The following is a 24835-nucleotide window of genomic DNA, read 5'->3' as shown; positions in this document are numbered from 1 at the left end:
AAAACATAACACACACTCTTATTAATCTGTAATAATTAAGAAATAGATATATATAGAAAAAGTGCTGCTTATCGAATTGATATTTTTGCTCTTTTACAAAACAAAAGGGGGATTTACAATATGGCTTTAAAAAAAGATCAGCTAACCGGACATGTATTTTTGGCTAAACTTATTACACAGTACGCAATGATTCATGAAAAAACGGTAGGCCCCGTAGCTGAAGAATATATTAAACAACTTGGTATTCGTACTGGAGAGTGGATGGAAAGCCTTTATAGCGATAAGCATGAAAAGTGGACGGTAGAGAAATATGCAGAAGTTATAATTGACCTTAAAAATTCAATTGGAGGTCACTTTGAAATTGTTTCCGTTCATCCAGACCATGTGATTGTAAGCGCTACCCAATGTCCATTTGGTAACGTCGTACAGGATGCTCCTCATTTATGTAAGATGACGTCTAGTGTGTTTGGAGGAATTGCAGCTCGGAAATTCGGCTATGGAAAAGTGAGCTTGCGCCAGCGTATTGCTCTTGGTCATCCAATGTGTGAAGTTGCTATATATTTTACAAAGCACAGTGAAGAAAATGGAGATGTGTATGAAGATCTTCCTATTACGCCTTCTTATGGTAACCCTTTCAATTGGGAAGAGGAAACAATTCATATGCTTAATCAAGAACTTCGAAGAAGTGATGAAATGATTGAAACTCTTCTTGCAGAATTAGAAGAATTACGTAAATAGTATTGTATTACCACACTTAACTATGAAGACATTTTGTTCTAGTTAGAGAAGCAAAACAAGATGTAGAAAACAAAGAGCAGCCTTTAATTAAAGGTTTGCTCTTTGTTTTTACCACTCATTTCAATTATTATGGTAAACAGAAGAAAATAAAGTAAAAGTTATTATAGCTATTTAGGGATTTTATTTGTAACCTTATGCTTACGAATCAGATGCGTCACCCTAAAGAATCCTTGAAGCGGTCAGAATGCCTTTGTTAATGGCATGAACTGATAATGAATGGATTGACGATACTACTTCAAGCTCTTGTCTATCATTTTTTATTTCTCAACTTTTTTGTAAGGCACTGCATGACTTTCTTGCTTGCGTATACTGGCCAAGATCATTATCAGTAACACTAAACCAATACCAACCATAATGGTAGTTTTTCCACCGAAATGAGCTAGCCCACTCAAGAATAGTCCCACTATACCGAAGTCTGAATCTGAAAATGTAGCATTTGATAGACCCAAATCTCCCAACACGGGTATTAATAGAATTGGCATGAAACTGATTAAAAGGCCGTTCACAAATGATCCTAAAATCGCACCGCGTACACCACCCATTGCATTTCCAAACACCCCTGCAGCTGCACCGGTAAAGAAGTGAGGTACTACACCTGGCAAAATAATGATTCCTCCTGATAAAACTAGTATTAACATACTAACAATGCCGCCTAAAAAACTTGAAAAGAAACCAATTAATACAGCGTTTGGTGCATAAGTATAGATGATTGGAACATCTAATGCTGGCTTTGAATTTGGCACAATTTTAGAAGATATCCCTTTAAATGCTGGTACAATTTCAGCTAATACCAATCGTACACCAGCTAAAATGACGAAAACGCCGGCAGAAAACATTCCTGCTTGAAGTACCGCAAATAAAATATAGTTTTTTCCGTCACTTAATTTTCCTTCGACATAACCAGGCCCCGCAAAAAGAGCGACAATAACGTAGAAAATCGCCATAGTTAATGCAATACTAACCGTACTGTCTCGTAAGAAGCCGAGCCCTTTTGGAAAGTTAATTTTTTCTGTTGATACAATCTCTTTCTTTCCCTTTACAGCCATCCCCACGAGACCACCAACTGCAAAACCAACTGCTCCAGAATGTCCTAGTGCCACATTATCATTACCTGTTAATTTACGGATAAAAGGCTGAACGAGGGCTGGAGAAAGCGTCATAAAAATTCCCACTGTTAAAGCACCAAAAAGAATTAATGAAAAAGATGTAAAACCACTTACGGATAAAATGATGGCAATCATACATGACATGTACAAAGTGATATGTCCTGTCAGAAAAATATATTTAAATCGTGTAAAACGAGCAATCAGCAGGTTTACAATCATACCAAAAAACATAATCAATGCGGTCGAAGAACCATATTTACTCAGTGCAATCGCAACGATGGCTTCATTATTTGGAACGACACCGTTTACGTTAAATGCTGCTTTGAACATTTCTCCAAATGGAGCGAGTGCTTGCTGAAGAATCCCTGCACCTGCTGTAATAACCAGGAACCCAACAAACGTTTTTGTTGTTCCTTTTAGTGTATCTGAAAGATTTTTCTTTTGTGCAAGTAGACCTACTAGAGCAATTATGGCTACTAAAACTGAAGGTTCACTCAGAACGTTAACTAATACATTTAACACCTGATTCATCGCTATCACCTCTCAATTTCTTTACAGTAGATTTTTTTCTTGCAGAACCCCTGTTAATTTAGCGCGTAATTCTTCTAAATCAATAATATTATCCAAAATTACGACGTTTCCTAAGCTTGCCCCGCCCTCTGCAATATCTTTTGCAAGGAAGAACACGTCTGCATCCTCTGGTGTTGCAGAACCTAAATCAGAATGATTTACTTCTACGCCGCTTACTCCCATCTCATTCAACAACTGTTGAATATTCATTTCTACCATAAAACTTGTTCCTAATCCTGATCCACATACTGTTAAAATTTTCATTATTCATCTTCTCCTTTTTTTCGCATCATAGCTATAATTTCAGCTGAAGTTTCAGCTTCTTTTAAACGTTTTAATGAGTCTTCATTTACTAAAAATGAGGTCAATTCTGACAGTGCTTTTAAATGTAATTTGTTATCAATGGCTGCTAGACAGATAAACAAGTCAATTGCATGTTCTTCTTGGTTCAGTAACAAAACTGGTTTCTTCATTCGTAGAAGGGACATACCAAGCTCTTGTACACCTTGTTCTGGCCGAGCATGAGGAATAGCTATCCCTTTCCCTATATGAATAAAAGCTCCCATTTCTAAAACTCTATCAATCATTGCTTGAGTATAGGCTGAAGTAATATAATGCTGTTCTTCCAAAGGTTTTGCTGCTAGTTGGATTGCTTCTTCCCACTCTAGAGAAGCGTCAGAGAATTGAATCTTATCCTCTGTTAAAAGTTCAGAAAGCATAGGGGCGTAACTCCTTTCACATGTATAGCTTTGTCTTAAATGTTTTGTTAAATCTTCATAAAGCGATTTTTCATTTTTAATAGTTGCATATTTTCGTATGGTCGCCATTAACTTATCCATTGGGATAGTTGATTGAACCGGCAAATTAAAATCAGCTGCCACAGCCTGCTGCAAATAGTTTTCCTCTAGCGCTGTTAATAATGGACGTGTTAAATAAACAGGCTTGGATGATTCCAAATAAATAGTTGAAAAAATCATATCGTAACTGTCTGGTGACAGTTTTTCGATTTCTGCAGCCGAATATGATTCTGTAAAATGCAATTTTGGAAACAGTTGTCGTAATTGCGTTCGTAGCATCATAGAGGAACTAATCCCATTTGGGCAAACGATTGTGGCTTTATACACTTTAGGTTTAGCCTCCAGTTTTCGAACATGCCCACCGAATAAAATCGTAAAATACCCTATCTCTTCATCTGAAATACATTTTCCCGTATATTCAGAAAGCGGCTTCAACGCCTGTTTAACAAATTCAAAGAGTACACCGTGCTCTGTTTTAATTGTGTCAATCAACGGATTTGATAATGGCACTTCACAGATGATTCTAAAATAGGCTGGTACCAAATGTTTATATAAGAGCGATTTTAAAATATGCCTTTCCTTAAATGGTACTAATATTAAGCGCTCTACTTCTGAAATAATAGTGCTTGATACAAGGTCAAGCTTTTCATCAATATGGAGCTCGTCTATATTCTGCATAGCAGATAACAATTGAACCGTTAGATAGATAACCTCTGCTTCAGCCACTTCATCAAATAAATAAGCTGATAGCTCTTCCCCCATTTTTAGTAAGGGCTGTTCTTTCATTAATTTAATTTGCTTGATTGGTAGAATCAGTTTATGATGCCCAGACCTGCACTGTAGAAATAAGAGTTCATAAACTAGCTGATCTAGCCGGTTACTAACAAAATCAATCCGATATTTTTTAGCTAAATCATTTACGTTCTCTCTAATTGCCGAACCCGTATTTTCATAATTCCAACTATTAAGAACCTGCTTCATCCCTGAAATGCCCATTGGCAATTGCAAAAGTGTTCCAATACAAATAGTTGCAAATCGACGCTTAAGCCTCTCTTCTCCCTCTAGATGAAAGCCATCTGTCCGGTTATAAGATAACTGAATGCCTTCTTTCTCACAATACGAACGAAGCTTTTTAATATCCGCTAGTGCTGTATTCCTGCTTACCTGCAGAAAAGACTGATAATGTATATTTGCTATCGGCTCTTTTCTTATATACGTGTATAAATAAATTAAGTATATCCGCTCAGTCTCTTGAAAAACTGACTGCTGACGGTTAAGCGATGTGCCTTCTAGTTTCCAATAATTTTTAATTCTTTCATCAACCTTAAATTCTATATCAATCACTTGAATTTCCGGTAAATCTAAATTGCTTAATGCATTGTTCAACTTATCAAGCGTATAAGCAAATTGTCGAGGTGATAAATTTATTTGAAGTCTCAACTCCGGAATTGATAACTTCGGGTAATTAATCATCTGCTCAAGCAGCTGCAATGATTTATGATCAAACATCTTATTATCCTCCTCATGTTTATTATAAAATAGAAGTGTTAGCGATTACATAACTGTTCAATCCAATCTTTGTTGTCATTTTAGAATAGCTGTTGGACTGAAGGTTATATTTCCCATTTAAAAGTTTAACATAAGCTCTCGCACCACAGAATGGCAAACGTTTATTATTTGATTTTTATCTTTTAAAGCTATAGCAAAGCAATTTAAATGGCCTCCCTTACTATAGTACGCTTTTCTATCGGCGTAAAAAAACAAAAAAGAAGTGACCCTTTGGTCACTTCTTCTGTTCATTAACTATTTTCCGAGCTGTTTTTACTTATCAAACATTCACTTACATTCAGTCTCTTAAAAATGACACCAGCGCTTCGTTAAATTCGTGTGCATGCGTTGCATTTAAGCCGTGAGGACCGCCTTTTATTAAAGCTAATTTGGAACCAGAAATAGCTTCATGCGTTCGCTTTCCGCTATATTCAAATGGAACGATCTCGTCTGCATCACCGTGAATAATAAGAGTCGGTATTGTAAACTTAGCTAAATCGGCTCTGAAATCCGTTTTGCTGAAAGCAGCTATACAGTCTAGCGTCCCTTTAGGTGATGCAGCTGCTGCAATATCCCGGTTGTACAGTCGAAATGGTTCGCTGACTAAGCCCTTTCCGTCTTTAGCTCCAAAAAATGTTTTTGTAAAATCATCAAGAAAAGCTAAACGATCATTTTTTACGCCGTTTTCAAATTCTTGAATGCCTGTATCATCCAATGCTCCTTCAGGATGATCCTCTGACTTGTAAAGAAATGGTGGTACGGCTCCTGCAAATACGGCTTTTTCTACTCTATCTGTGCCGTATGTTCCTACATAACGGGCTACTTCTCCGCCACCCATTGAAAACCCAACTAGTGTCACATTTTTTAAATCCAAATGTTCTAGCAGCTGATGTAAATCAGCAGCAAATGTATCATAATCGTAGCCGTCCCATGGCTGAGAAGACTTGCCGAATCCTCGGCGGTCATACGTGATGACTCTGTGTCCAGCCTCAATAAGAGCCGGAACTTGATATTCCCAAGAACGTCCGCTTAGTGGCCAGCCGTGAATTAAGACAACGGGCTTTCCTGTGCCATGATCCTCGTAGTATAGTTCAATAGGTGCTTCATTTTCTGTTCCTACCGTAATTTTTGCCATTTCGCTACCTCCATTATATAGTCATTCTTTATTTGGTTAAGTGGTCGTAAACCTAGCGTAGATCATAAAAAAGATCGCTAATTCTCCTATGATGACAGTGCTGGGAACAATAAGTATTAAGTTAATAATAAAAAACAGCGCTAAAATCCCTAAAAACATTCCCAAGTGATATACTTTCAAACGATGTTGTTCAAATCTATATTGGTGAAAAACAAGAGTGGTTGCCATGAAATAAAGCAGCACGGATCCGAATACAAAATATAAGCTGAATGTGTACTGAACTTCATGTAAAAACATGAGCTTAATCGATGCTGCAATCATGCTTAGAGACATGAGGATAAGTAAGTGTCCGTAAATAATCGTTTGTCCGGCTCTTTGAATAGACTTGTTTACTTTCTTTTCTACATTCTCAAAGTACTGCCACCACATGGCAATAATCAGGACAAATGAAATAACCGAAAATAAAATGGTATTCCAGTCCCCTTTTTGTGGCTGTATCACAGCAAGAATGCTGACAACGGATTCTCCAAATAGGATTAATGTTAACAAAGCAAAACGCTCTAATAAATGAGCGGTGTTGGTCGGTAATTTTGCCAGTCTATTATGCCCTAAAACAGGTAAAATCATATCAACTGCAATTCCTGTATACAACACGGCGTAGCGAATCCACGAATCAAAAAGAAGCGAAAGAAGTGAGATGAAAATCCCAATTCCAAAGCATGTGCCTAAAAACACAGCAACTTTTTTTCGTTCATCTCGTTCAAATTTTTGAACAATAAGATACTGAAGAGCGGTTAACGCTCTTAGTCCAATATAGCCAATCAAAAAAGACACGTAATATTGATCAAAATCTACGGACAGGCTTGAGATCATGATAAGAACAAACAGCATTTGAAGAATCATAAAGATGCGCTGATGCAAAAAATCTTGTCCAAACCGATTGATAAACATCGTTTGTCCGGTCCACGCCCACCATATAGGAATAAAAATTAGTACAAACTTTAACAAATACTCTCCATGAATATACCCTTGTTCAACGTGAAGCAAAACATGCGTAGCAGTAGCAACGGCTGCCACAAATAACAAATCATAAAAAAGCTCCAGCCACGTAACTTTTTTTTCTTCCACTACTCCGCATCCCTTCCTATCATTTACCAGGCTGTCGTGAATGTACTTTATTTTATATATAAGAGGCGCATACTTCATGAAAGGCAGCTTAGTAAAAGATAGGTGAGCCAACGGTTCATTAGTCGGCTCACCTATCTAACAATTACTTTTATGTTGTTACATTTTCTCCGTCACATAAATGATCCATAGATGCCATTCTACTTTCGTGTCTTATATGTAAAGAGAACGACCGATGCCAAACATAAGCTCCGCTATGTTAGACGCTCTGCTTGCTGAAATCGCGCTGAGCTCCTCTATAGCTGCCCATCAAGTTTTGATAACCAGGAAGATGACTAGAAATTAAATTGCCAAAACCTTCAACGTCGTTGCGCCAGTCACGCTGCAGCTCGCACGCTACGCTAAACCAGTTCATAAGCTGCGCGCCGCCGTGAGCCATACGCGTTAATGCCGCATCTGCGACTTGCTTATTGAACGTCCCGGAAGCGTCTGTCACAACAAACACTTCGTAGCCTGCTTTAATGGCAGAAAGCGCAGGAAAAGCAACGCAGACGTCTGTCACTACACCGGCGATAATCAGCTGTTTTTTCCCGGTCGCTTTAATGGCTTTAACAAACTCTTCGTTGTCCCACGCGTTAATTTGTCCAGGACGAGCTATTTTTGGCGCGTCAGGAAACAAATCCACGAGTTCCCCCATTAGCGGGCCGTTGGGTCCATTTTCAAAGCTAGTTGTTAAAATAACCGGTAAATCAAAGAATTTAGCCGTATCACCAAGCGCCAATACGTTGTTTTTAAATTCATCAACACCATAGTCACGTACAAGGCCAGAAATAAGACCCGTTTGGTGGTCAACTAAAAGCACGGCAGCATCATCTTTTGAAAGGCGAGAGTAAAGATCAGACATTTTATCATCCTCCTTAAATTAAGGCAAGTAAGGACACGTACCTTTTCCATTCCTTACAAGCGGTCTATCATTTGAACGGTTTTTTAGATTTCATTTATGATCTGTTGAGTAAAACATGTATAGAAAGAAAAGTTATTTCTGAGGTGAAGGTTCGTGAGGTGTGTTCTCTTTCTTAATCTAGAACAGGAACAGGCGCTTGATCAATCCAATGAATGAACTGCTGTAAGTAGCGCTGAAGATAGCGTTTCGTTGATTCATCGGTTAGTACCTTTTGCTGAGCATCAACTTTTTCATGAACTTGCGAAATCAGCATTTTTTGAAATGGTAAAACATGAACTTGCATAGCTTCCAGTACTTCTCTCGTTTGCTTTTGAGCAAAAGCAGTACCGAAGCCTCCTGGAGTTGCTCCAATGAGACCAACTGGTTTTCTGTTTAAAACAGAAGAAGTCCGAGGCCTTGATGCCCAGTCCAAAGCATTTTTTAATACCCCTGTAATTCCGGAATTGTACTCTGGACTTACAATGATAACACCATCAACCTCTTGAATCGCAGCTCTAAAGGATGCGACAGATTCTGGTGATCCGTCAGCTTCTAAGTCTTCATTAAAAAAAGGCAGGCTGCTTATTTCAATCCAGCGATATTGAGCTGAGTCATCAAATGTAGTCAATGACTCAGCAATCATTCGGTTATACGAATTCTTTCGTAAACTTCCACAAATAAGACCAATGGTTTTTGTCATCTATTCACCTCCTCACTTGGAATTAATTTCATATTACCACGGTGTTTCAAATATAGATATTAGTTTTATATATAGATAAATTAATTCCTTCTTTGTACCTAATTTAGAATTGAACTAGCATTTTACTATTACTAAAAGAATTCCTTTAGTCTAATTCTCTCACTTCAAAAGGAATCAAAGCTCTTTCAATTTGATCTCGATGAGTTTCATACTGTTCAGGCAGCATGAGCTTTTCTCCCATTGTTTTAAGTGACTCATCATGTGCAAAGCCTGGAGGATCTGTTGCAATTTCAAATAGAATTTCTCCGTGTTCTTTAAAGTAAATCGCATTAAAGTAATTTCGATCTCGAACAGCCGTCACTCTGTATCCGCTATCGGCTACGTATTTCTGCCATTCTAACTGATCTTCATCATCTTTTGCTCGCCATGCAATATGGTGAACCGTTCCAACGCCCATTTGCCCGCGTCCAATGGTTGTTAATTTTAAATCGATGATATTTCCAATGTCAGCTGATGATTGAAAACGTATAAAATCTCCTTCTTGCCCTACTTTTTGTAGACCCATTACGTTTTCTAATAATTGAGCTGTTTCATCAGGTCGAACGGATAATAGCGTAGCGCCTCCGAATCCTTTAATAGCAACATCTGAATTAATTTCACCAGCTTGCCACGTATTCTTTTCACCTTCTTCTCTTTCCACAATCTCTAGATGCAAACCATGAGGATCGTCAAACTCTAAATACTGCTCTCCAAATCGCTCCATCTTTGTAGCTGGAACTCCAAACTTAGCTAATCGCTGTTCCCAAAAGCCCATCGCACCTTTTGGAACCACATAGGAAGTTACGCCAACTTGCCCGTCGCCTATTTTTCCTTGTCGTGCATTTGCCCACGGAAAGAATGTGATAATCGTTCCAGGTTTTCCGCCTTCATTCCCAAAGTAAAGGTGATACGTTCCTGGATCATCAAAGTTTACCGTTTGTTTGACCAAGCGTAACCCTAACACGCCCGTATAGAAATCAACATTTTCCTGAGGATGACCTACAATCGCCGTGATATGATGAATACCCGCTGTTTTTTTACTCATTACTACCATCTCCTTCGATACATTTTTCGTCATATGTTTCGTTATCCCTCTTAAAATTACAACTATTTATCATTAATATCTCGAATTCGAGATATTAATCAAAAAATAAAAGCACCTTGCTTATTTCAACCCATTCTCTCTTTTAGAAAATAAAAGTGTCTATCGCATAATAACCTGGTCCTGCAATTGCTACACCGATCGCTACAACTAAAAGCGTAAGGTTATATTCATACCCATTTTGTGTTGCCCAGTATCCATTCGGGCCGTGTACTTTCACAATCGCCATAACCATTGTTCCGGCAATTAAAAGCGCTCCAAGCGGTGTAAGAAGTCCTGCAGCAAATAAAGCTCCGCCTACTAGCTCTGATAAACCAGCCATTAAAGCCATTCTAACACCCGGCTTCATTCCGATGGATTCAAACCAGCCGCCCGTTCCTTTTAAGCCGTGACCGCCAAACCATCCAAATAATTTCTGAGTTCCATGTGCCATAAAAGATAATCCAATGACCAAACGTATTAACAATAAACCAATGCTCACCATTTTTATTCCTCCTATTTTTTCATTACTTTAAAATCTCGAATTAAAATATCTTGAATTAAGGATAATTATAAAATCATATGCTCCTGCTGTCAACATAAATTTTTATATTTTTTGCAGCTAGTTAAAACGCTTAACGGCTTATTAAAAACATATTCATGATTTTATGTGGATATGAGCACGGGGGCGGAAAATATAACGGCTGAACTTTGTTGTTCTTACTAAAAGTGAAGTGGTTTTTGAAACGCCACTATACTTAATGATTCTGAGCTAAATTGAGGCCCTTTTTTGTATCAAAACTTATCTCAAAGCCTATAAACAGAATCGTATACATAAATAAAAGAAGCAACCCCGTATCGCCAGAGTTTGCTCCTTCTATTTGGACACATAGAGAATACCCAACTGTTAGATAGTACTCGTGTATATAACTAACGGAAGTTTTTTTCTACTTTTAAATATTTTAAGACCTTTTATTAAATAAGCTCAGACACTCGGAGCCATTCTCAATTCAGTTCTTTAAAGCCAATTGCACTTTACACTAAATTATAGTTTAACTCTTACCTCCGTACCGTCAGTAGCTTTGACATCTACTAGCACCATTCCCTTATGTTTCTTCAGTTCCTTAACAATAGGCTTTAGCACACTTTTATCTATTAGCGGAAAAGTAAAGTTCAGCTCTTTTCTTTTAAAATGTTCTTTTGTCCATTTATCTATATGCTTCTGGATAAATTTCGAAAAAGCAACGCTAATAGCAACGTTCAAAAGAGCATATGGAATTGGGATACTAAACCGAGCTTCTTTGGTTTTCACTTTTACATGAATCATAAGCGCACCGTTACTCAATGATGACTGAAACGGTATCTCCGTTCGCCGATTTAATATCAACAATCTGGCCATCTAACTCGTTTTCAATTGCTTCAACAATCAGGTTTATGTCTATATCTTTTACATATTTTTCTGATTGAGGAATACTTGCTGCGATGCTGTGTCCAGCCATTAATACCAGCTTGACAAGCTTTATTGGCAAATTAACCTTCACATTATCATTTTCAGTTGAAACAACTCGAATTTTTAACGTTTTATCTAAATACGCATTCGGTTTCTTCAAAAGCTTATTGCCTGTTTCTTCTTTTTCTTTTAACACTTGAATCAGTTCTGATCCCTTTTCTGCATCAATTTTTCCTTCTTGAACCATTGTTAACACTTTTGTAATTTCCTCTTTCATAGACAATCCCCCCTATTCTTCTTTTAAGAGCTTGATGGCTTCTTCTGCTGTAATTTCACCATTTTCTAACATAGACACAACTTTTTTCTCGTCTACTTCGTTTTTCTTCTTTTCTACATATCCAAGAGATGAAATGATGTCAGTCAGCTTGCCTCGGACGGTTGGGTACGAGACGCCCAGTTCTTTCTCAACTTCTTTGATATTTCCTCTGCACGTTAAAAACACTTCTACAAAATGAAGCTGATCACTCGATAAAGATGCCAGCTTAGATAATTCAAACTCATTTTCAATCGTCGTGTGACAATGGCTGCACTGCAGCTTTGTAATTTTTAACGTTTCACTGCAGACAGGACAACTTGTAAGCACTTTATAAGCCATAATCAAATCTCCTTCTTTTAGTTAATTTGATTATACAACAATTATTTAATATTAAAAACAATAAAATTAAATAATTTTAACTAATAAATTAAAAATTTAAATATAAATTTCAACAATATTAATAATCCGTTTTAACTCATCCACAAAATTAAATAAAAAAGAGAAGGATAAAAGCCTTCTCTTACACTACATAATTGTTTTTAAACTATCATTCAACCACTCTATTTATCCTGCAATTTGAGCCCTACTAAAAGTCCCATTTATATTTCCTTCTACAACGATACTATGTCCTGCAAACATATCTCCATCAGAAAAATAAAAATCAAAATCACCTTCTGGATAAACGGATATAGTGTCTAAACTCATAAAATCCATAAACATTTCTTCTGTAATTCCCTCTATTTCATCCTCTTCCTGTAGCCAATCGTTTGCTAAATCGACCAGTTCCGCTGCGGCATACATTCTAATTTTCCGGCTCCATTTATCCTGCTCCCCAAAAAGTGTGTGTGCTGTCTTCAGCGCAGATTTCATCATACTTTCATCTTCATGCCAGTCGAAATACAGCTCGCACTGTTCATTCTCCCAAGCAATGTTTCTTTCAAAAACTTTAATACCCTTTTCAAGTGTAAACTTGCCAAATATCTCATCATGATAATAAACCGGCTTTACTGATTCTTTTACTATCGTTTCTAACTCTCCGTCTTCATACTCTGGTTCCAGAATGTTAACGAGCATCATTGAATCCGTTCCCGTACGTACTTGTAGCTTTACAACGGTATTACTTTGCAGTAGATTCATTGCTTTTTCCACTTCTTCCTCGTCCACTAGCCATCTAAGCTGTATCTCTTCTTTTTTGACAGCTTCATTTTCATCTAAACTTTTCCATGCGATTAAATCAATTGATGCTGTCCATAACGTCTCTTCACTGGACATTCCAGCACCAATCCCTACTGAACCTGTAACCGCTGCTATGTCAATTACGTCTTCTGAGAACTCTTTTTCAAATGTCTTTTTTTCATTGAATTCACTCATTTAATATACATTCCCCTCTTTAACTGCTGTTGAAAAATTCGCCCTAAATATATAGTCACAAACTGATATGTTAATTCTCTGCTTTTATCTCTTTATAGCGGTCCACCTTCAAAACCAATAGGCCATCCGCTTCTGTTGAACTTTACTTTATATTGAAATACATTGGGATAATCGCCGTAAACAAAAGCTAAAGAACATCCTGCAAGAATATGTCCGTCAAAATTTAAAAGCCGCCCAAAACTTACAGCGGACAGATAATAGACACTAAATTTTTGTGCAGAGATGAACTGCTTTAAATACTCGAATGACCTTTTAAGATAAATATGTAATTGTTTCAATATACAATCCGCCATTTTAACAAATTCCTCGTATGGCTTTTCACTATTTCCCTCTATCGTAATTTCAACTTCTTCCCATTCTCCTATATCCGTACTCCAAAACCATCGCCTTGTAACTGGGACTTCAACTTCATTTTCATCAAGTGGTTGAGATAGGACAAGTTCTTCATACCCATTTTGTTTGAAGTTAGAGATTGTATAGGTTCGTTCAGAGAACTTAAGATCACTCATTTATTCCCCCTCCCTTCTATGTTTTTACTTCTATGTAGAAATATGTTTTTGACTTACTACGTTTAATTTTAGTACTACACAAAGCGAACATCAATTAGATTACTCAGCCTCTTTCAATAAAAACTTTTACGTTTTTCTGATTGCTGTTACTATAATAAGAGAGAAGCACATTACCTATAAATTATAAGGTGGAGGGGTAACAAATAAATAAGAAAATCGCTAATATCATCATCTTTTTTGTGTGGTTTCTATTCTTGTTCCTTCTATGGATCATCTTCTCTTTTTCTAAAGGCCAAGGTGGAGAATGGTGGTCTATGTACCATTTGAACTCCCATAAATATGGTCCTTGGGCTTTGGGGATTTCTTACATAAAAATTAGTGTTGCTGCGGTTATTTCGTTAGTAATAGCCTATATCGCGAGTTTTGGATTCAAAAGAAAGAAAGAAGATCAACTGAGGTGCTACTTAATAAAAGAGGATTTCTAACGTAGCTTTTATATTTTAGGGAGAAATGCAAAACCACTTATACAAGAATTCACACACATATAATTCTAGTTGTTTGAATTGAGGTTACAGTTCTTCCTGTAACCTCTTTTACAATTCCTTACCTGCAATTATCTTTTATATAAGTGTCATATGAGGTATTTTTTAATTTCCACAAGTTTGATCATGGGAAGCAGCCTTTCTAATTCCTGTTCCCCATTGGTTACCAACACTACCTTATTTTTAAACATAACGTTTATATCTCTTTTATTGTCAAGCTCTGGAGAATTACTATATTTGCGTGTTCACTCATTTTACTTGGCCTTCTTTACTGTCTTTTTTAAGCGGATTTCCTAAACCTAAAAGAACTCAGTTAACAGCTAAAGTAGAAGCTGGATTATAACAACAGATAATTTCAGAAAAAATTTTATGATTTTGTAATTTCACGAAAGTTTCTCTTGCCTCCCTTTCTGTTTTAAATTCAAACATGATAATATTATTTTCTCTTGAATAAGCATTGATTACAGTAACCACCCACATTAAAAACCCCCTAGGGTTGTTACAATTAAATTTGATTCTGATAAATGAATATCTCTAGCATTCTTATGAGTAACTGTTATACCTGTAGACTTATTTGGAATGAACCCCTTTTCTAACCAAATAGAACCGCTTTGAAAATTCCATGTTCCCAAGTAAATCTCCCCGTCTCTTACTATTGATATAATAGATTAGTTTATTTAATTGTTTACAACAGCATCTTCTTTACATGCTTTGATAACATCCAACCAATGATCTGGCTTTTGTCCTTTAAACTTTTCTTTTAAATTAAATGAAGCCAATGTTTCTAACTTACTTTTTGCCGCTCTAGACATAACAGAATTTAAATTAGAGGCCTCTAGCATTTGAATAGAGCCGTCTAACTCAATTGATCTTCTTAATGCATGTATAGAGGTTCCAGTTACCAATCGGTTCATTGTTTCTCTAAAGCTCTTACTATCTAAAGTTTCACTAATAGAATCTAAGACTAATTGTTCTACGTTAAATTCATGAGAAGCTTCTAATAACTCTAGATAAAGAGCAACTACACCTTTCATATAAATGCTGCGAATTAGCTTTACAGCAGAGGCATCACCAGGTTTTTCACTTACTTTAGTTATGTCCATACTGTATGGAGTCATTAAAGAAATCAGTCGATCTACACCATTACCACTTGCTGAAATAGGAACCTTATGTTTATAAACTGGCAGGGGACCTAGCATTGCGGCATCCACAAAGAATGCATTCTTCTCTTGTATATTTATATCAATTTTTTGTTTTACGATAGGAGTGGAAGCTGATACATCTACATAGATACAACCTTTCTTTATAAATGGTTTTAGCATCTCACTAACTTCAAGTGCTTTATCTGCGGGTACTGCTACTATTACTATATCCACTTGTTTTAGAACTTCTTCGGGTCTATAAAGAAGTTCTACTTGAGCTTGAGCAGCTCGTTCTTTAATTTGTGGACCATATGTAGGATGGTCTATCATAACATCATGAGCAAAAATGGTTTCTAAACCTTCGCCTTTTAAGCCAACTGATAACTCAAAGGCCGCCTCTCCAAATCCAATAAAACCTAATTTCACTTTAAAGCTCTCCCTTCTGTTTATAATCCATATGCTTTCATCTGTTCTCTTAACCATGAAGGCTGAATGTTACCTCCAGATTCACCTTGCAGACGCGCTCTTTCAAATGCTTCGATCGTTTCTAAACGTGTTTTCTCATACTCTAGTTTTTTTTCCGCTTTAAAAAGAACCTCTTCAATCTTTTCTTTTGGAACTACAACAACTCCGTCATCATCACCTATAATTAGATCTCCTGGAATAACAGCTACGCCTCCACAAGAAATAGGTTTATGTAACTCACCTGGACCATCTTTAAGAGGACCATTCGGAATAAATCCTTTTGAGAAAATAGGATATCCTGATTGACTAAGGGTCTCTTTGTCCCGAACTGCCCCATCTATAATAATCCCCTCAAGTCCAATAGCTTTAGCTGCAGCTGCCATTAATTCTCCAAGGTAAGCATTTGCCGTATGCCCCTTTCCATCTACAACTAGTACATATCCTTCTGTACCATCATAGATTGCCTGATGAAGAAATAAGTTATCTCCAGGTCTTAAACTTACAGTTAGAGCGGTTCCAACTACCTTCATTCCTGTAGATACAGGCTTAATTTTATAATCCATTGAGCCTGTACACCCCATTGCATCGGATATAAGAGTTGTATTAAGAAGGTTTGCTCTCTTAATAATGTCTTCAGATAATACTGGTGCTAAATTACTCACTGATATACACTCCTCTTCGATTTTAATATATTCTAATCAATGCTCTACTCAGGATAACGCTTACAAAATTAAATTAATAAAATTAGATATTGCCCCCCTATTCGCAGAATATCTACAGTTTATTTGCTGCATTTTTGAAAAAGATAGAAAAACGTCGTAAAAAATAAATAAAGTGATAAAAATTACTACATTTTTTATTTAGGTAATATTTATTACTATAATCTTAAATGTATCTTATCACCGGTGCCTAATAAAGTAAATCTATTTTTATAAATAAAGCACAGGAAAAACATATCCTAAGCTTTATTGCTTAGAAGAAACATTTTTACATAAAAAAGTAAACATGCTAAAATTCAAGTAAGTATTGTGATAAATACTTTTTATATGCTTAAAAAAATAAAATTTACAATATAATCTGTTTAATTGGAGCGAAGGTATGGAAAATCCAATATTAAAATTAAAAGATAATATCTCACAACTAACAGAAACTCAACGGAGAGTAGCAGACTATATCCTTAAAAATCCTGTCGATGTAGCTTTTTTAACGGTTGATCAATTGGCTTTGACAGTAAAAACTAGTACGACCACGATAATGAGATTGGCTTTTAGTCTAGGCTATTCTGGATATGCAGAGTTTCAAAAAGGACTTCAGGAGCTTTTACGTAACAATGCTGCTCCTCAAATCAGATTAGAAACAAATTTGAAGGGCTTAGATGAGAGTGATTTGTGGATGCGATGTGCAGAAAGTCAATTCAATAACATTCAATCAACAGTAGAAATGATTTCTACAGAGAGCCTAAATAAAGCGTTAGAAATGATTGTCTCTGCAGACCGAATATTTTGTACAAGCGTTAGAAGTGGTTTACCCGTGGCACAGCATCTATCTTTTGGGCTTAATCGACTACTCGGAAACTGTGAGCTAATTGTCTCTGACTTAAGTGATTGGGTGGATAAAGGAATTACTTTAACTTCCAAAGATTTAGTTATTGCAACCTCCTTTCCAAGGTACGCTAGAAGAACTGTTGAGTTCGTAACAGCTGCTAAAAGTAACGATGCCAAGGTCATTTCAATTACCGACAGTTATTCTTCTCCTTTAGTTAAGTACTCAGATTTAGTACTGACTTGTAGCTCGAGTAGTATCGCTTTTCATAATTCACCTATAGCGTCGCTACTTGTGGCCGATTATCTTGTAAGTGCGATAGCTATAAATTATCCAGAAAAGACAAAGGATCGTCTCGATAAAATCACTTCAATCCTTACAAAAATTAATTATCATTACACTGATTAAATTTACGAATGTGGTAAAAGCATGAAATATCGAATGTATAAAATAATTCGATATTTTATGTTTTTACCATTTTTTTTATTTTTTCAGTTAAGTCTAATACTTCCCTTTCACTTTTCATTTCTATAAAAAAACATTTACTTTTCATTAGAAGCCATGATAGTATACTTTTAAATAGTCACAATTATTACAACAATTAAATAAAAAGTAATAATTATTACTTCAAACGATGGGTTGTAATAATGAATATAGTTAGTTCTGTAAAATCATTTTTAGATATCATCCGGAGATATCTGACTGCTCCCCTACTAAGATATTACAAAGTGACTATAAGTTTATTAATCCTAACACTGGTATTTTGCTTGTTAACACGCAAATGATGAGAGCACTACCTTTGGTTCTAAGCAATCATCAACAAAAGGTTTTAGTAAAGGAGTGATTAGTTCAAGAAACACGAGAATAGAAAATAATCTATTAATGATTCTATATATACAGTGGGCTTATGGGGGATTTCACGCCAGATTTTTTGTAAACCCTTACATTCGTTCTGATAACAGGTTTTAAACCAATAATATGTAAAAAAAGCCAATTCATTTCTACTAATGAATGATTGTGAAAAGCAGCTTTATAATAAAGAATGATAGTTAGATAGTTTCATGAGAATTTAAAAAGTATGACATTAAAGATAAACAAGAGGGAAAATGAAGGAAAGTTCTAGAGGGGGTATAATATGTTAACATTTTTAGGTTTTTCGATGATTGTAGTATTTATGTATTTAATCATGAGTAAGCGTTTGTCTGCCTTCAGTGCATTAACAGTGGTTCCTATTGTTTTTGCTTTATTGGGCGGCTTCACTGATTTAGGACCAATGATGATGAAGGGTCTTGAAACCATTGCTCCGACAGCAATTATGATTATCTTTGCCATTCTCTATTTCGGGGTGTTAATTGATACAGGATTATTTGATCCTTTAGTAGCGAAGATTATAAGGATGGTTGGCGGTGATCCTCTAAAAATTGTAATGGGTACTGCAGTACTTTCTTTAATAGTTGCTTTAGATGGTGACGGTACCATTACATATCTAATTGTAGTAACTGCATTTCTCCCACTATACAATCGATTAGGTATGAATAAACTTATTCTAGCCTGTATTCCTGCGTTAGCAATGGGTATTATGAATTTGACTCCCTGGGGTGGTCCTGCTGTGCAAGCTACGGCTGCTGTAAAAGCAGATGTAACAGACTTACTATTACCACTTATTCCTTCTATGATTGCAGGAACTATCTGGATTTTAGGGGTTTCTTATTTCCTTGGACGACGCGAGCGTAAAAGACTTGGAGTTATCAATATAGATACAGAATTTAATAATGAAATTGCTGCAGCTCTTGATGTAGGAATGGATGCATCAATAAAGCGTCCAAAATTATTTTGGTTTAACTTAGCTTTAACACTTTTACTTCTTATTGCTTTAGTTCTAGGGTTCTTACCATTACCAGCTTTGTTTATGATTGGATTTGCTATCGTGATGATTGTTAATTACCCAAATTTACAAGATCAAAAGGAACGCTTGCATGCTCATGCAGGAAATATATTAACGGTGGTTTCCATGATATTTGCTGCAGGTATATTTACTGGAATTATAGATGGAACAGGTATTGTTAAAGCTATGGCGGATACTTTAATAGCCGTTATTCCTGATGCTCTTGGCCCAAAATTAACAGTAATTGTTGCCCTTATAAGTATGCCATTCACATTTTTTATGGCAAATGCTCCCTTCTATTTCGGGATTATTCCTATTATGTCTGAAACGGCTGCTCACTTTGGCATCCCTCCACTAGAAATTGGTCAAGCCTCTTTACTAGGGCAACCCTTGCATCTATTAAGTCCACTTCAAGGTTCTATCTATGTCTTAGTAGGACTCCTTGGCATTGATATAGGCGACCATATTCGCTTTGCTGCCAAGTATGCCATTGGAACAGCGTTAGTTATGACGATTGTGGCTGTATTATTTGGAATACTATCTACATGAATGATTTATGGGAACATAAAAAAGAGAGAGCTGATTCTTCAAAACAGCTCTCTTCTATATATTTAACTTTAAATTACATTAAAGATTGAAATATAACATAAGCAAATCACTAATCAATCATGACTGATACAGTATCTCCGTTTGTCAATTTGATCTCAACAATTTGGACATCAAATTCATGTTCAATTGCTTGAATAATAAGGGGATGTCTATATCCACGAAATTTAAAAATGGTGCCTACGTAATCCCACTTAAGGTTTTAAATCAACTCCATCTTTTCACCTTTTCAAATAAATACTGCACTCCATATAACAAATATGCTTTGTAATGAAGGTAGATAAAAAATTGAAAATGACTTAATCGGTTTAGACTTACAATTTTCAACCTTTTAAGAACATCAATAAAGTAAAAAGCAAAGATTCCATCAGCTATAATATTCAATAATATAAACTTCTTAAAGTTTCCATACGAAGATTTAAGCAGCCACATTGAAAGTGGCATATAAGGCCCAATGCTAAAAGGAAGTTCATCTTTTATAAACGAATCTTTTTTGTCATAAAACCTCCACCACTTCCTCTGATGCCCATACAAATGATTAATAATTTCTAAGATAATAATAAAAATTCCAGCTACTGAATAACGTCTTATGCTGCGTTTTCCTATAAACAACAATGACAACCACGGAATCGCTATTATAGATAGATTAAATCCTAAGTGTTTCCTTGATATCATAAGTGAACTCACCTCAATGTACTTTATCTAGTTCTTCTTATAGTGTCCGCCTATTACAAAAAAAAACACAAACCATCTATAATGGTCTGTGTTTTTTTATTAATGCGCCTTCTGTTCAACATTGACTCTCTTGATAAAGAACGAGATAACCAATCCAACAATTGAAACAATAATCGCAAAGACGAACGCATGTTGAACACCGTTGGTAAAGGCAAGAACTTGGTTTAATGGATCCATTTTATCTGATACCGTCTCAAGGAAGCTCCTTGAACCTGATGACAGAATCGAGATTCCAACAGCTGTTCCAATTGCGCCAGAAACCTGCTGCAAGGTGTTCATAATCGCTGTTCCATGCGGGTACAGCTCCGGTGGAAGCTGGTTTAACCCGTTTGTTTGAGCCGGCATCATAATCATCGAAATGGCGATCATAAGCGCAATGTGCAACCCAACGATAAACCCTGTTGACGTTTCCAGCGTTACGGTTGAGAAACCATACATGGTGCCGGCTACAATCACAAGACCAGGGATAACTAACCATTTAGGACCAAAACGGTCGAATAATCCCCCCATAACCGGTGAAAGAATTCCGTTAATCACTCCTCCAGGAAGAAGCATTAGGCCAGCGGTAAAGGTTGATAAAGCTAGTGATGTTTGTAAGTATAAAGGTAAAATCATCATCGCAGACAGCAGTACCATCATGCAGACTAGAATTAATAAAAGGCCAATTGTGAACATTGGATACTTAAAGGCTTTAAGGTCTAACATTGGTTCTTTCATCTTCGTTTGGCGAATAGAAAACGCAACTAACGCAATAGTTCCAATCACAAGAGTTAGAATAACCTGTAGACTTCCCCAGCCCCCGCCTTCTCCGGCACTGCTAAATCCGAATACGATTCCTCCAAAACCTATTGTTGAAAGAACAACAGAAATCATATCGATTTTTGGCTTTGTTGGTGTGGTAACGTTCTGCATAAAGAAAGCTCCAAACACTAAAGCAGCAAATAACAGTGGAAGTGAAATCCAAAAAATCCAGTGCCACGTTAATGTTTTTAAAATTAAGCCTGATACAGTTGGTCCAACAGCTGGCGCAAACATTATAACAAGGCCGATGATCCCCATTGACTTTCCACGTTTATGCGGCGGGATAATAACAAGAATTGTGTTAAACATAAGCGGTAACAGTAAAGCAGTGCCCACCGCTTGCACGACACGGGCAATCATCAGTACCCCAAACGTTGGTGCAATAGCGGCAATAAATGTTCCAACGATGGAGCAAATTAGAGATGCTATAAAAAGCTGTCTGGTCGTAAAGCGCTGAAGAATAAAACCTGAAATAGGTACCAAAATTCCTAACGTTAACAGATACCCTGTTGTCAGCCACTGTGCGGTTGTTTCGTGAATACCAAAGCCTGAAATTAGCTCCTTTAACGCCATATTTAAGGCTGTTTCACTAAATAAACCAATAAACCCGGCAATAAGAAACGACGTAATAATCGGCAGCACTTTGATGTTAGAGCTTTCGGCTGCTGTTTGTTGATTACTCATATTAAATTGTCTTCCTCTCTTTTACGTACTCTTTTTGGTGAATTTTTTCTATCTCAATGATAAGTTGATTAGCAGACAAACGATACATACCGATATAAAGATTAGTAATAAGTTTAAGACATTGTGCTGATTAAGCTTTTTCCTTCTCTTCTCTTTTGACCGGATTGCTTTTTGTCTTCTAAATTCGTTTCTTTCCACAGATACCTCTCTCTCCATTTCATTTCTAAATTACGTATGTAAACTGTTTCCCATTTATGTATATGCTTTTTCAATAAGCAAGATAGAACTAAAAAATGAAAAGAGGAAAGGCACATATTTATACCATTCCCCTGCACAAAGGAAAAATGAATTTCCACTTTGTATCCAGGAATATTGTAACACAGCTATAAGCACTGTTTCTATCTAAAATATACTAAATAATAATATCTATATACCTATGAATAACTAATAGTTCTGAACAGAATAATTGAATTCAGTGTCTCCATTTTAAGATATGTTCATTTTCCGTTTGAAGCAGCTTCGTCATATAAACGATTTGTCCCGTATGATAGGCATAATGTTCAACGGCATATAAGATAACACTTAAGCAAGACTGTATTTTACTTGGTTCTGGAATTAAGGTACTTGTTGTAGAGGGCATTTGTATGGATTTTTCTAAATCGTTAAAATCAAAATTCCCGATAACTTCTTTACTTTGTTGTCGTGTAAGGATTAAATTTTCTATCAGCTGATCAGCGTTCATTACTCTGTTGTCAGTAAACTCTTTAGATCGCTGTCTAATAAAAGGCTTACCACCAATTATGCTGGCGATAAATGCATATTCGCTGCCGGCAAGATGTAAACACAAGTTTCCAATACTATTCGTTTCTTGACGGAACTTTTTCCAAATGTCATCATCTTCTAGTCTACTAATACAAGTTTGAATTATATTCAATTGTGTATCAAGGGATTCAATACTTTCTTTTATGAAGGAATTCATCTAGGTTCTCCTCTTGGGTTTTTATTCTATTTTATAAATAATTATACATATATCCACCTATATTTGCACTGTATTTTTTGTATTAGTTATTAATTTACATAAAACATACCTGTAAAGCGTACATGTAGAAATGAAAAGAGCAAACTCCCTTGCACGTGAGTTTGCTCTTTCTCTTCTTTATTCCAATTTCTTCAGTTTAACTTATTGTCCTATATCCTTCATCCTTTTAAGAGCTTTTCTATATTCTTGATCTCTCATATGCAGCATTTTATCAGGAGAAGGTTTAGGCTGGCCAAACTTTTTCAAAGCTTCTCTATACTCGCTGTCACCAATGACTCCATTCGAAACAATCTCTTTAGGCGAACGCTCAAAAACGGGAGTAGCTTTTTTACTGTGAACCTTTTCGGTACTCAGTTTTTCTTTATTTTTTTCTTTATCATGCGGCTTATGAGCCAGCTTGTGTCCTTTACCTGTTAGAAACATCAAAAACGAGAGAATGAATACCACAATGCTCAATACACACGAAAACGTAGAAAAGGTATGATACGTAATGATTTCAGATTTTACATGTAGAGACTGAGTAAAATTTTCTTTACTAGCAACCTGGCTCTCTGCACTTACCGTCGCCAGGTGATCTTTATACACCTTTGCAAAAACAATACTGCTGATTACAGGAATGACTGCAGATACTGTAACTCTTATAAATTGAACCGTGACCATTCGAGGGACTAAACTTGGTAGTGGTCCGCCTAAAGCAGCACCCATAAGACCTGCAGCGACTGTGAATCCTACTCCTGTGATTAAAGCAGCGAAGTTACTAACAAAGAGAAAAGCTGAAGCATGACCGTCCACATACATCCACTGTATGTTTACTCCCATAATAATGACGGCTCCTATAATACCTAATACGCCCGGCCCGACTTTATCATATAATACGGCACTTAATATGGCCGCAATTACTATCCCCGCAAAAAGCCCGATATAGATCAGTGACATCTCTCCTTTATCAAAACCAGATCCACTTTTAAGCAATCCTTGTAGAGATAAAAGAGTGAGACTCATACTAATATTTCCTATAACAGCGATTAAGATAGCGAGAGCTGGTTTTCGAGAAGCCACTAATCGAAAGGGAATTAAAGGATTTTTAATATGCCATTCTGCTATAAATAAAAAACATAAAAAGATGATGCTTCCTACTATGCCTATCCATACATAAGTAGATGCCCATCCTGATTTTTGGAGATTAAGTAATGTAAACGTAATAAATGCAGTAACCATAAACATTAACGCTACACCGATGATGTCAAATGGTTCATGATGTTTGTTCTGCTGCTTGGCGTGATCATTTGTTAAAAATTTGTAGCTAAAACCTATTCCCAGTAAGGAAAGTACGGCCGCTATATAAAATAACCATCTCCAGTGTCCGTAGCTGTTCACTAACATTCCGAGAAAAATACCCACAACGCTAGATCCATAAAACCCGCCAATAAGAATCAGTAATGCCAAGTTCCGTTTCTGAATCGGAAAAGAAAGAACCAGCATTGGAATCATCATCATAAGTGCTAAACCCGTTCCTGTCCCTTGTAAAAAACGACCAACTCCCATCCCTAAAAAGCTGTTAGAAGCAATACTTACGATAGCTCCTATAAGAAACAAACACATCGAAAGAACATAATTCCTTCTCTCCCCTAACTTGTGTCGCAGGATAGGTCCAAACGGAATACAAAATGCAAAGCTTATAACCCCTATTAAAACCGGTGTTATTGAAATATAAGATTGATTGTGAAACGTTTGTTGGAGAATTTCACGTATAGAATTTAATGACGTGTTTAACATTAAACCAGGACCAATAGCTAAAACTGCCAGTAAGGAAATCCCCCAGTGTTTTTCTATTTTCATACCACAA

24 protein-coding genes are annotated in these 24835 nt (G+C 36.4%); 3 read left to right on the top strand and 21 right to left on the bottom strand.

The annotated features are described in order from the left end of the window. Positions 1-120: 120 nt before the first annotated feature. Positions 121-738: a methanogen output domain 1-containing protein gene (locus tag ACNHOZ_RS06225; protein WP_063247086.1), complete on the top strand. Its 618-nt coding sequence runs from the start codon at positions 121-123 to the stop codon at positions 736-738. 317 nt (positions 739-1055) lie between these two features. Here the strand turns inward: ACNHOZ_RS06225 and ACNHOZ_RS06220 are convergent, their stop codons facing one another. The 17 genes from ACNHOZ_RS06220 to ACNHOZ_RS06140 all read right to left on the bottom strand — a co-directional run bounded on the left by ACNHOZ_RS06220 (position 1056) and on the right by ACNHOZ_RS06140 (position 16359). Next, positions 1056-2435 carry a PTS ascorbate transporter subunit IIC gene (locus ACNHOZ_RS06220; RefSeq protein WP_028414843.1) on the bottom strand — a complete coding sequence of 460 codons (1380 nt, stop codon included), beginning with the start codon at positions 2433-2435 and terminating at the stop codon, positions 1056-1058. A gap of 21 nt (positions 2436-2456) precedes the next feature. Continuing rightward, positions 2457-2738, bottom strand: coding sequence for a PTS sugar transporter subunit IIB (locus ACNHOZ_RS06215; RefSeq protein WP_028414844.1), 282 nt, complete (start codon positions 2736-2738; stop codon positions 2457-2459). Beyond that, positions 2738-4780, bottom strand: coding sequence for a BglG family transcription antiterminator (locus tag ACNHOZ_RS06210; protein ID WP_048019346.1), 2043 nt, complete (start codon positions 4778-4780; stop codon positions 2738-2740). Before ACNHOZ_RS06210 ends, ACNHOZ_RS06215 begins: the two co-directional genes overlap by 1 nt. A gap of 337 nt (positions 4781-5117) precedes the next feature. Next, on the bottom strand, positions 5118-5954 hold the full coding sequence (locus ACNHOZ_RS06205) for an alpha/beta fold hydrolase (protein WP_048019345.1): 837 nt from the start codon (positions 5952-5954) through the stop codon (positions 5118-5120). 36 nt (positions 5955-5990) lie between these two features. After that, entirely contained in the window at positions 5991-7082 is a 1092-nt protein-coding gene (locus tag ACNHOZ_RS06200) for a low temperature requirement protein A (protein WP_048019344.1), read from the bottom strand. Positions 7083-7338: 256 nt separating this feature from the next. Continuing rightward, entirely contained in the window at positions 7339-7983 is a 645-nt protein-coding gene (gene ycaC / locus ACNHOZ_RS06195; protein WP_033580062.1) for an isochorismate family cysteine hydrolase YcaC, read from the bottom strand. A gap of 172 nt (positions 7984-8155) precedes the next feature. Next, positions 8156-8722, bottom strand: coding sequence for an NADPH-dependent FMN reductase (locus ACNHOZ_RS06190; protein WP_048019343.1), 567 nt, complete (start codon positions 8720-8722; stop codon positions 8156-8158). Between the two features lie 145 nt (positions 8723-8867). Continuing rightward, complete coding sequence (locus ACNHOZ_RS06185) at positions 8868-9806, bottom strand: ring-cleaving dioxygenase (RefSeq protein WP_048019342.1); 939 nt, start codon at positions 9804-9806, stop codon at positions 8868-8870. Between the two features lie 142 nt (positions 9807-9948). Continuing rightward, the gene (locus tag ACNHOZ_RS06180) at positions 9949-10347 is read right to left on the bottom strand and encodes a DoxX family protein (RefSeq protein WP_016766319.1); all 399 of its coding nucleotides are present in this window, start codon (positions 10345-10347) and stop codon (positions 9949-9951) included. 540 nt (positions 10348-10887) lie between these two features. After that, on the bottom strand, positions 10888-11169 hold the full coding sequence (locus ACNHOZ_RS06175; RefSeq protein WP_028409889.1) for a hypothetical protein: 282 nt from the start codon (positions 11167-11169) through the stop codon (positions 10888-10890). Positions 11170-11179: 10 nt separating this feature from the next. Then, positions 11180-11569 carry an SHOCT-like domain-containing protein gene (locus tag ACNHOZ_RS06170; protein WP_016766321.1) on the bottom strand — a complete coding sequence of 130 codons (390 nt, stop codon included), beginning with the start codon at positions 11567-11569 and terminating at the stop codon, positions 11180-11182. Between the two features lie 12 nt (positions 11570-11581). After that, entirely contained in the window at positions 11582-11947 is a 366-nt protein-coding gene (locus tag ACNHOZ_RS06165; protein ID WP_014458854.1) for a DUF2089 domain-containing protein, read from the bottom strand. Positions 11948-12172: 225 nt separating this feature from the next. Further along, positions 12173-12979 (bottom strand): DUF2262 domain-containing protein, encoded by an 807-nt coding sequence (locus tag ACNHOZ_RS06160; RefSeq protein ID WP_048019341.1) that lies wholly within the window; start codon positions 12977-12979, stop codon positions 12173-12175. A 92-nt stretch (positions 12980-13071) separates the two neighbouring features. After that, positions 13072-13548 carry a hypothetical protein gene (locus tag ACNHOZ_RS06155; protein WP_048019340.1) on the bottom strand — a complete coding sequence of 159 codons (477 nt, stop codon included), beginning with the start codon at positions 13546-13548 and terminating at the stop codon, positions 13072-13074. Positions 13549-14399: 851 nt separating this feature from the next. Further along, the gene (locus ACNHOZ_RS06150; protein WP_196299088.1) at positions 14400-14570 is read right to left on the bottom strand and encodes a hypothetical protein; all 171 of its coding nucleotides are present in this window, start codon (positions 14568-14570) and stop codon (positions 14400-14402) included. Between the two features lie 197 nt (positions 14571-14767). Next, positions 14768-15658, bottom strand: a complete 891-nt coding sequence (locus tag ACNHOZ_RS06145) for a prephenate dehydrogenase/arogenate dehydrogenase family protein (protein WP_048019635.1) — start codon at positions 15656-15658, stop codon at positions 14768-14770. Positions 15659-15678: 20 nt separating this feature from the next. Next, complete coding sequence (locus tag ACNHOZ_RS06140) at positions 15679-16359, bottom strand: S-adenosylmethionine--2-demethylmenaquinone methyltransferase (protein ID WP_048019338.1); 681 nt, start codon at positions 16357-16359, stop codon at positions 15679-15681. A gap of 436 nt (positions 16360-16795) precedes the next feature. Here ACNHOZ_RS06140 and ACNHOZ_RS06135 point away from each other — a divergent pair, with 436 nt between their 5' ends. Further along, positions 16796-17647, top strand: a complete 852-nt coding sequence (locus ACNHOZ_RS06135; protein ID WP_048019337.1) for a MurR/RpiR family transcriptional regulator — start codon at positions 16796-16798, stop codon at positions 17645-17647. Between the two features lie 727 nt (positions 17648-18374). After that, positions 18375-19673 carry a CitMHS family transporter gene (locus tag ACNHOZ_RS06130; protein ID WP_048019336.1) on the top strand — a complete coding sequence of 433 codons (1299 nt, stop codon included), beginning with the start codon at positions 18375-18377 and terminating at the stop codon, positions 19671-19673. Positions 19674-19937: 264 nt separating this feature from the next. Here the strand turns inward: ACNHOZ_RS06130 and ACNHOZ_RS06125 are convergent, their stop codons facing one another. From ACNHOZ_RS06125 to ACNHOZ_RS06110, 4 genes are all read right to left on the bottom strand, one after another. Beyond that, entirely contained in the window at positions 19938-20405 is a 468-nt protein-coding gene (locus ACNHOZ_RS06125; RefSeq protein ID WP_048019335.1) for a hypothetical protein, read from the bottom strand. 99 nt (positions 20406-20504) lie between these two features. After that, positions 20505-21950, bottom strand: a complete 1446-nt coding sequence (locus ACNHOZ_RS06120; protein WP_168761136.1) for a DHA2 family efflux MFS transporter permease subunit — start codon at positions 21948-21950, stop codon at positions 20505-20507. Positions 21951-22422: 472 nt separating this feature from the next. After that, positions 22423-22929 carry a DinB family protein gene (locus ACNHOZ_RS06115; protein ID WP_033580053.1) on the bottom strand — a complete coding sequence of 169 codons (507 nt, stop codon included), beginning with the start codon at positions 22927-22929 and terminating at the stop codon, positions 22423-22425. A gap of 201 nt (positions 22930-23130) precedes the next feature. Further along, on the bottom strand, positions 23131-24828 hold the full coding sequence (locus tag ACNHOZ_RS06110) for an MFS transporter (RefSeq protein ID WP_168761137.1): 1698 nt from the start codon (positions 24826-24828) through the stop codon (positions 23131-23133). Positions 24829-24835 lie beyond the last annotated feature (7 nt).

The organism is Priestia sp. D51 (genome assembly GCF_053345675.1).
This window is presented reverse-complemented; position numbering and strand designations above follow the sequence as displayed.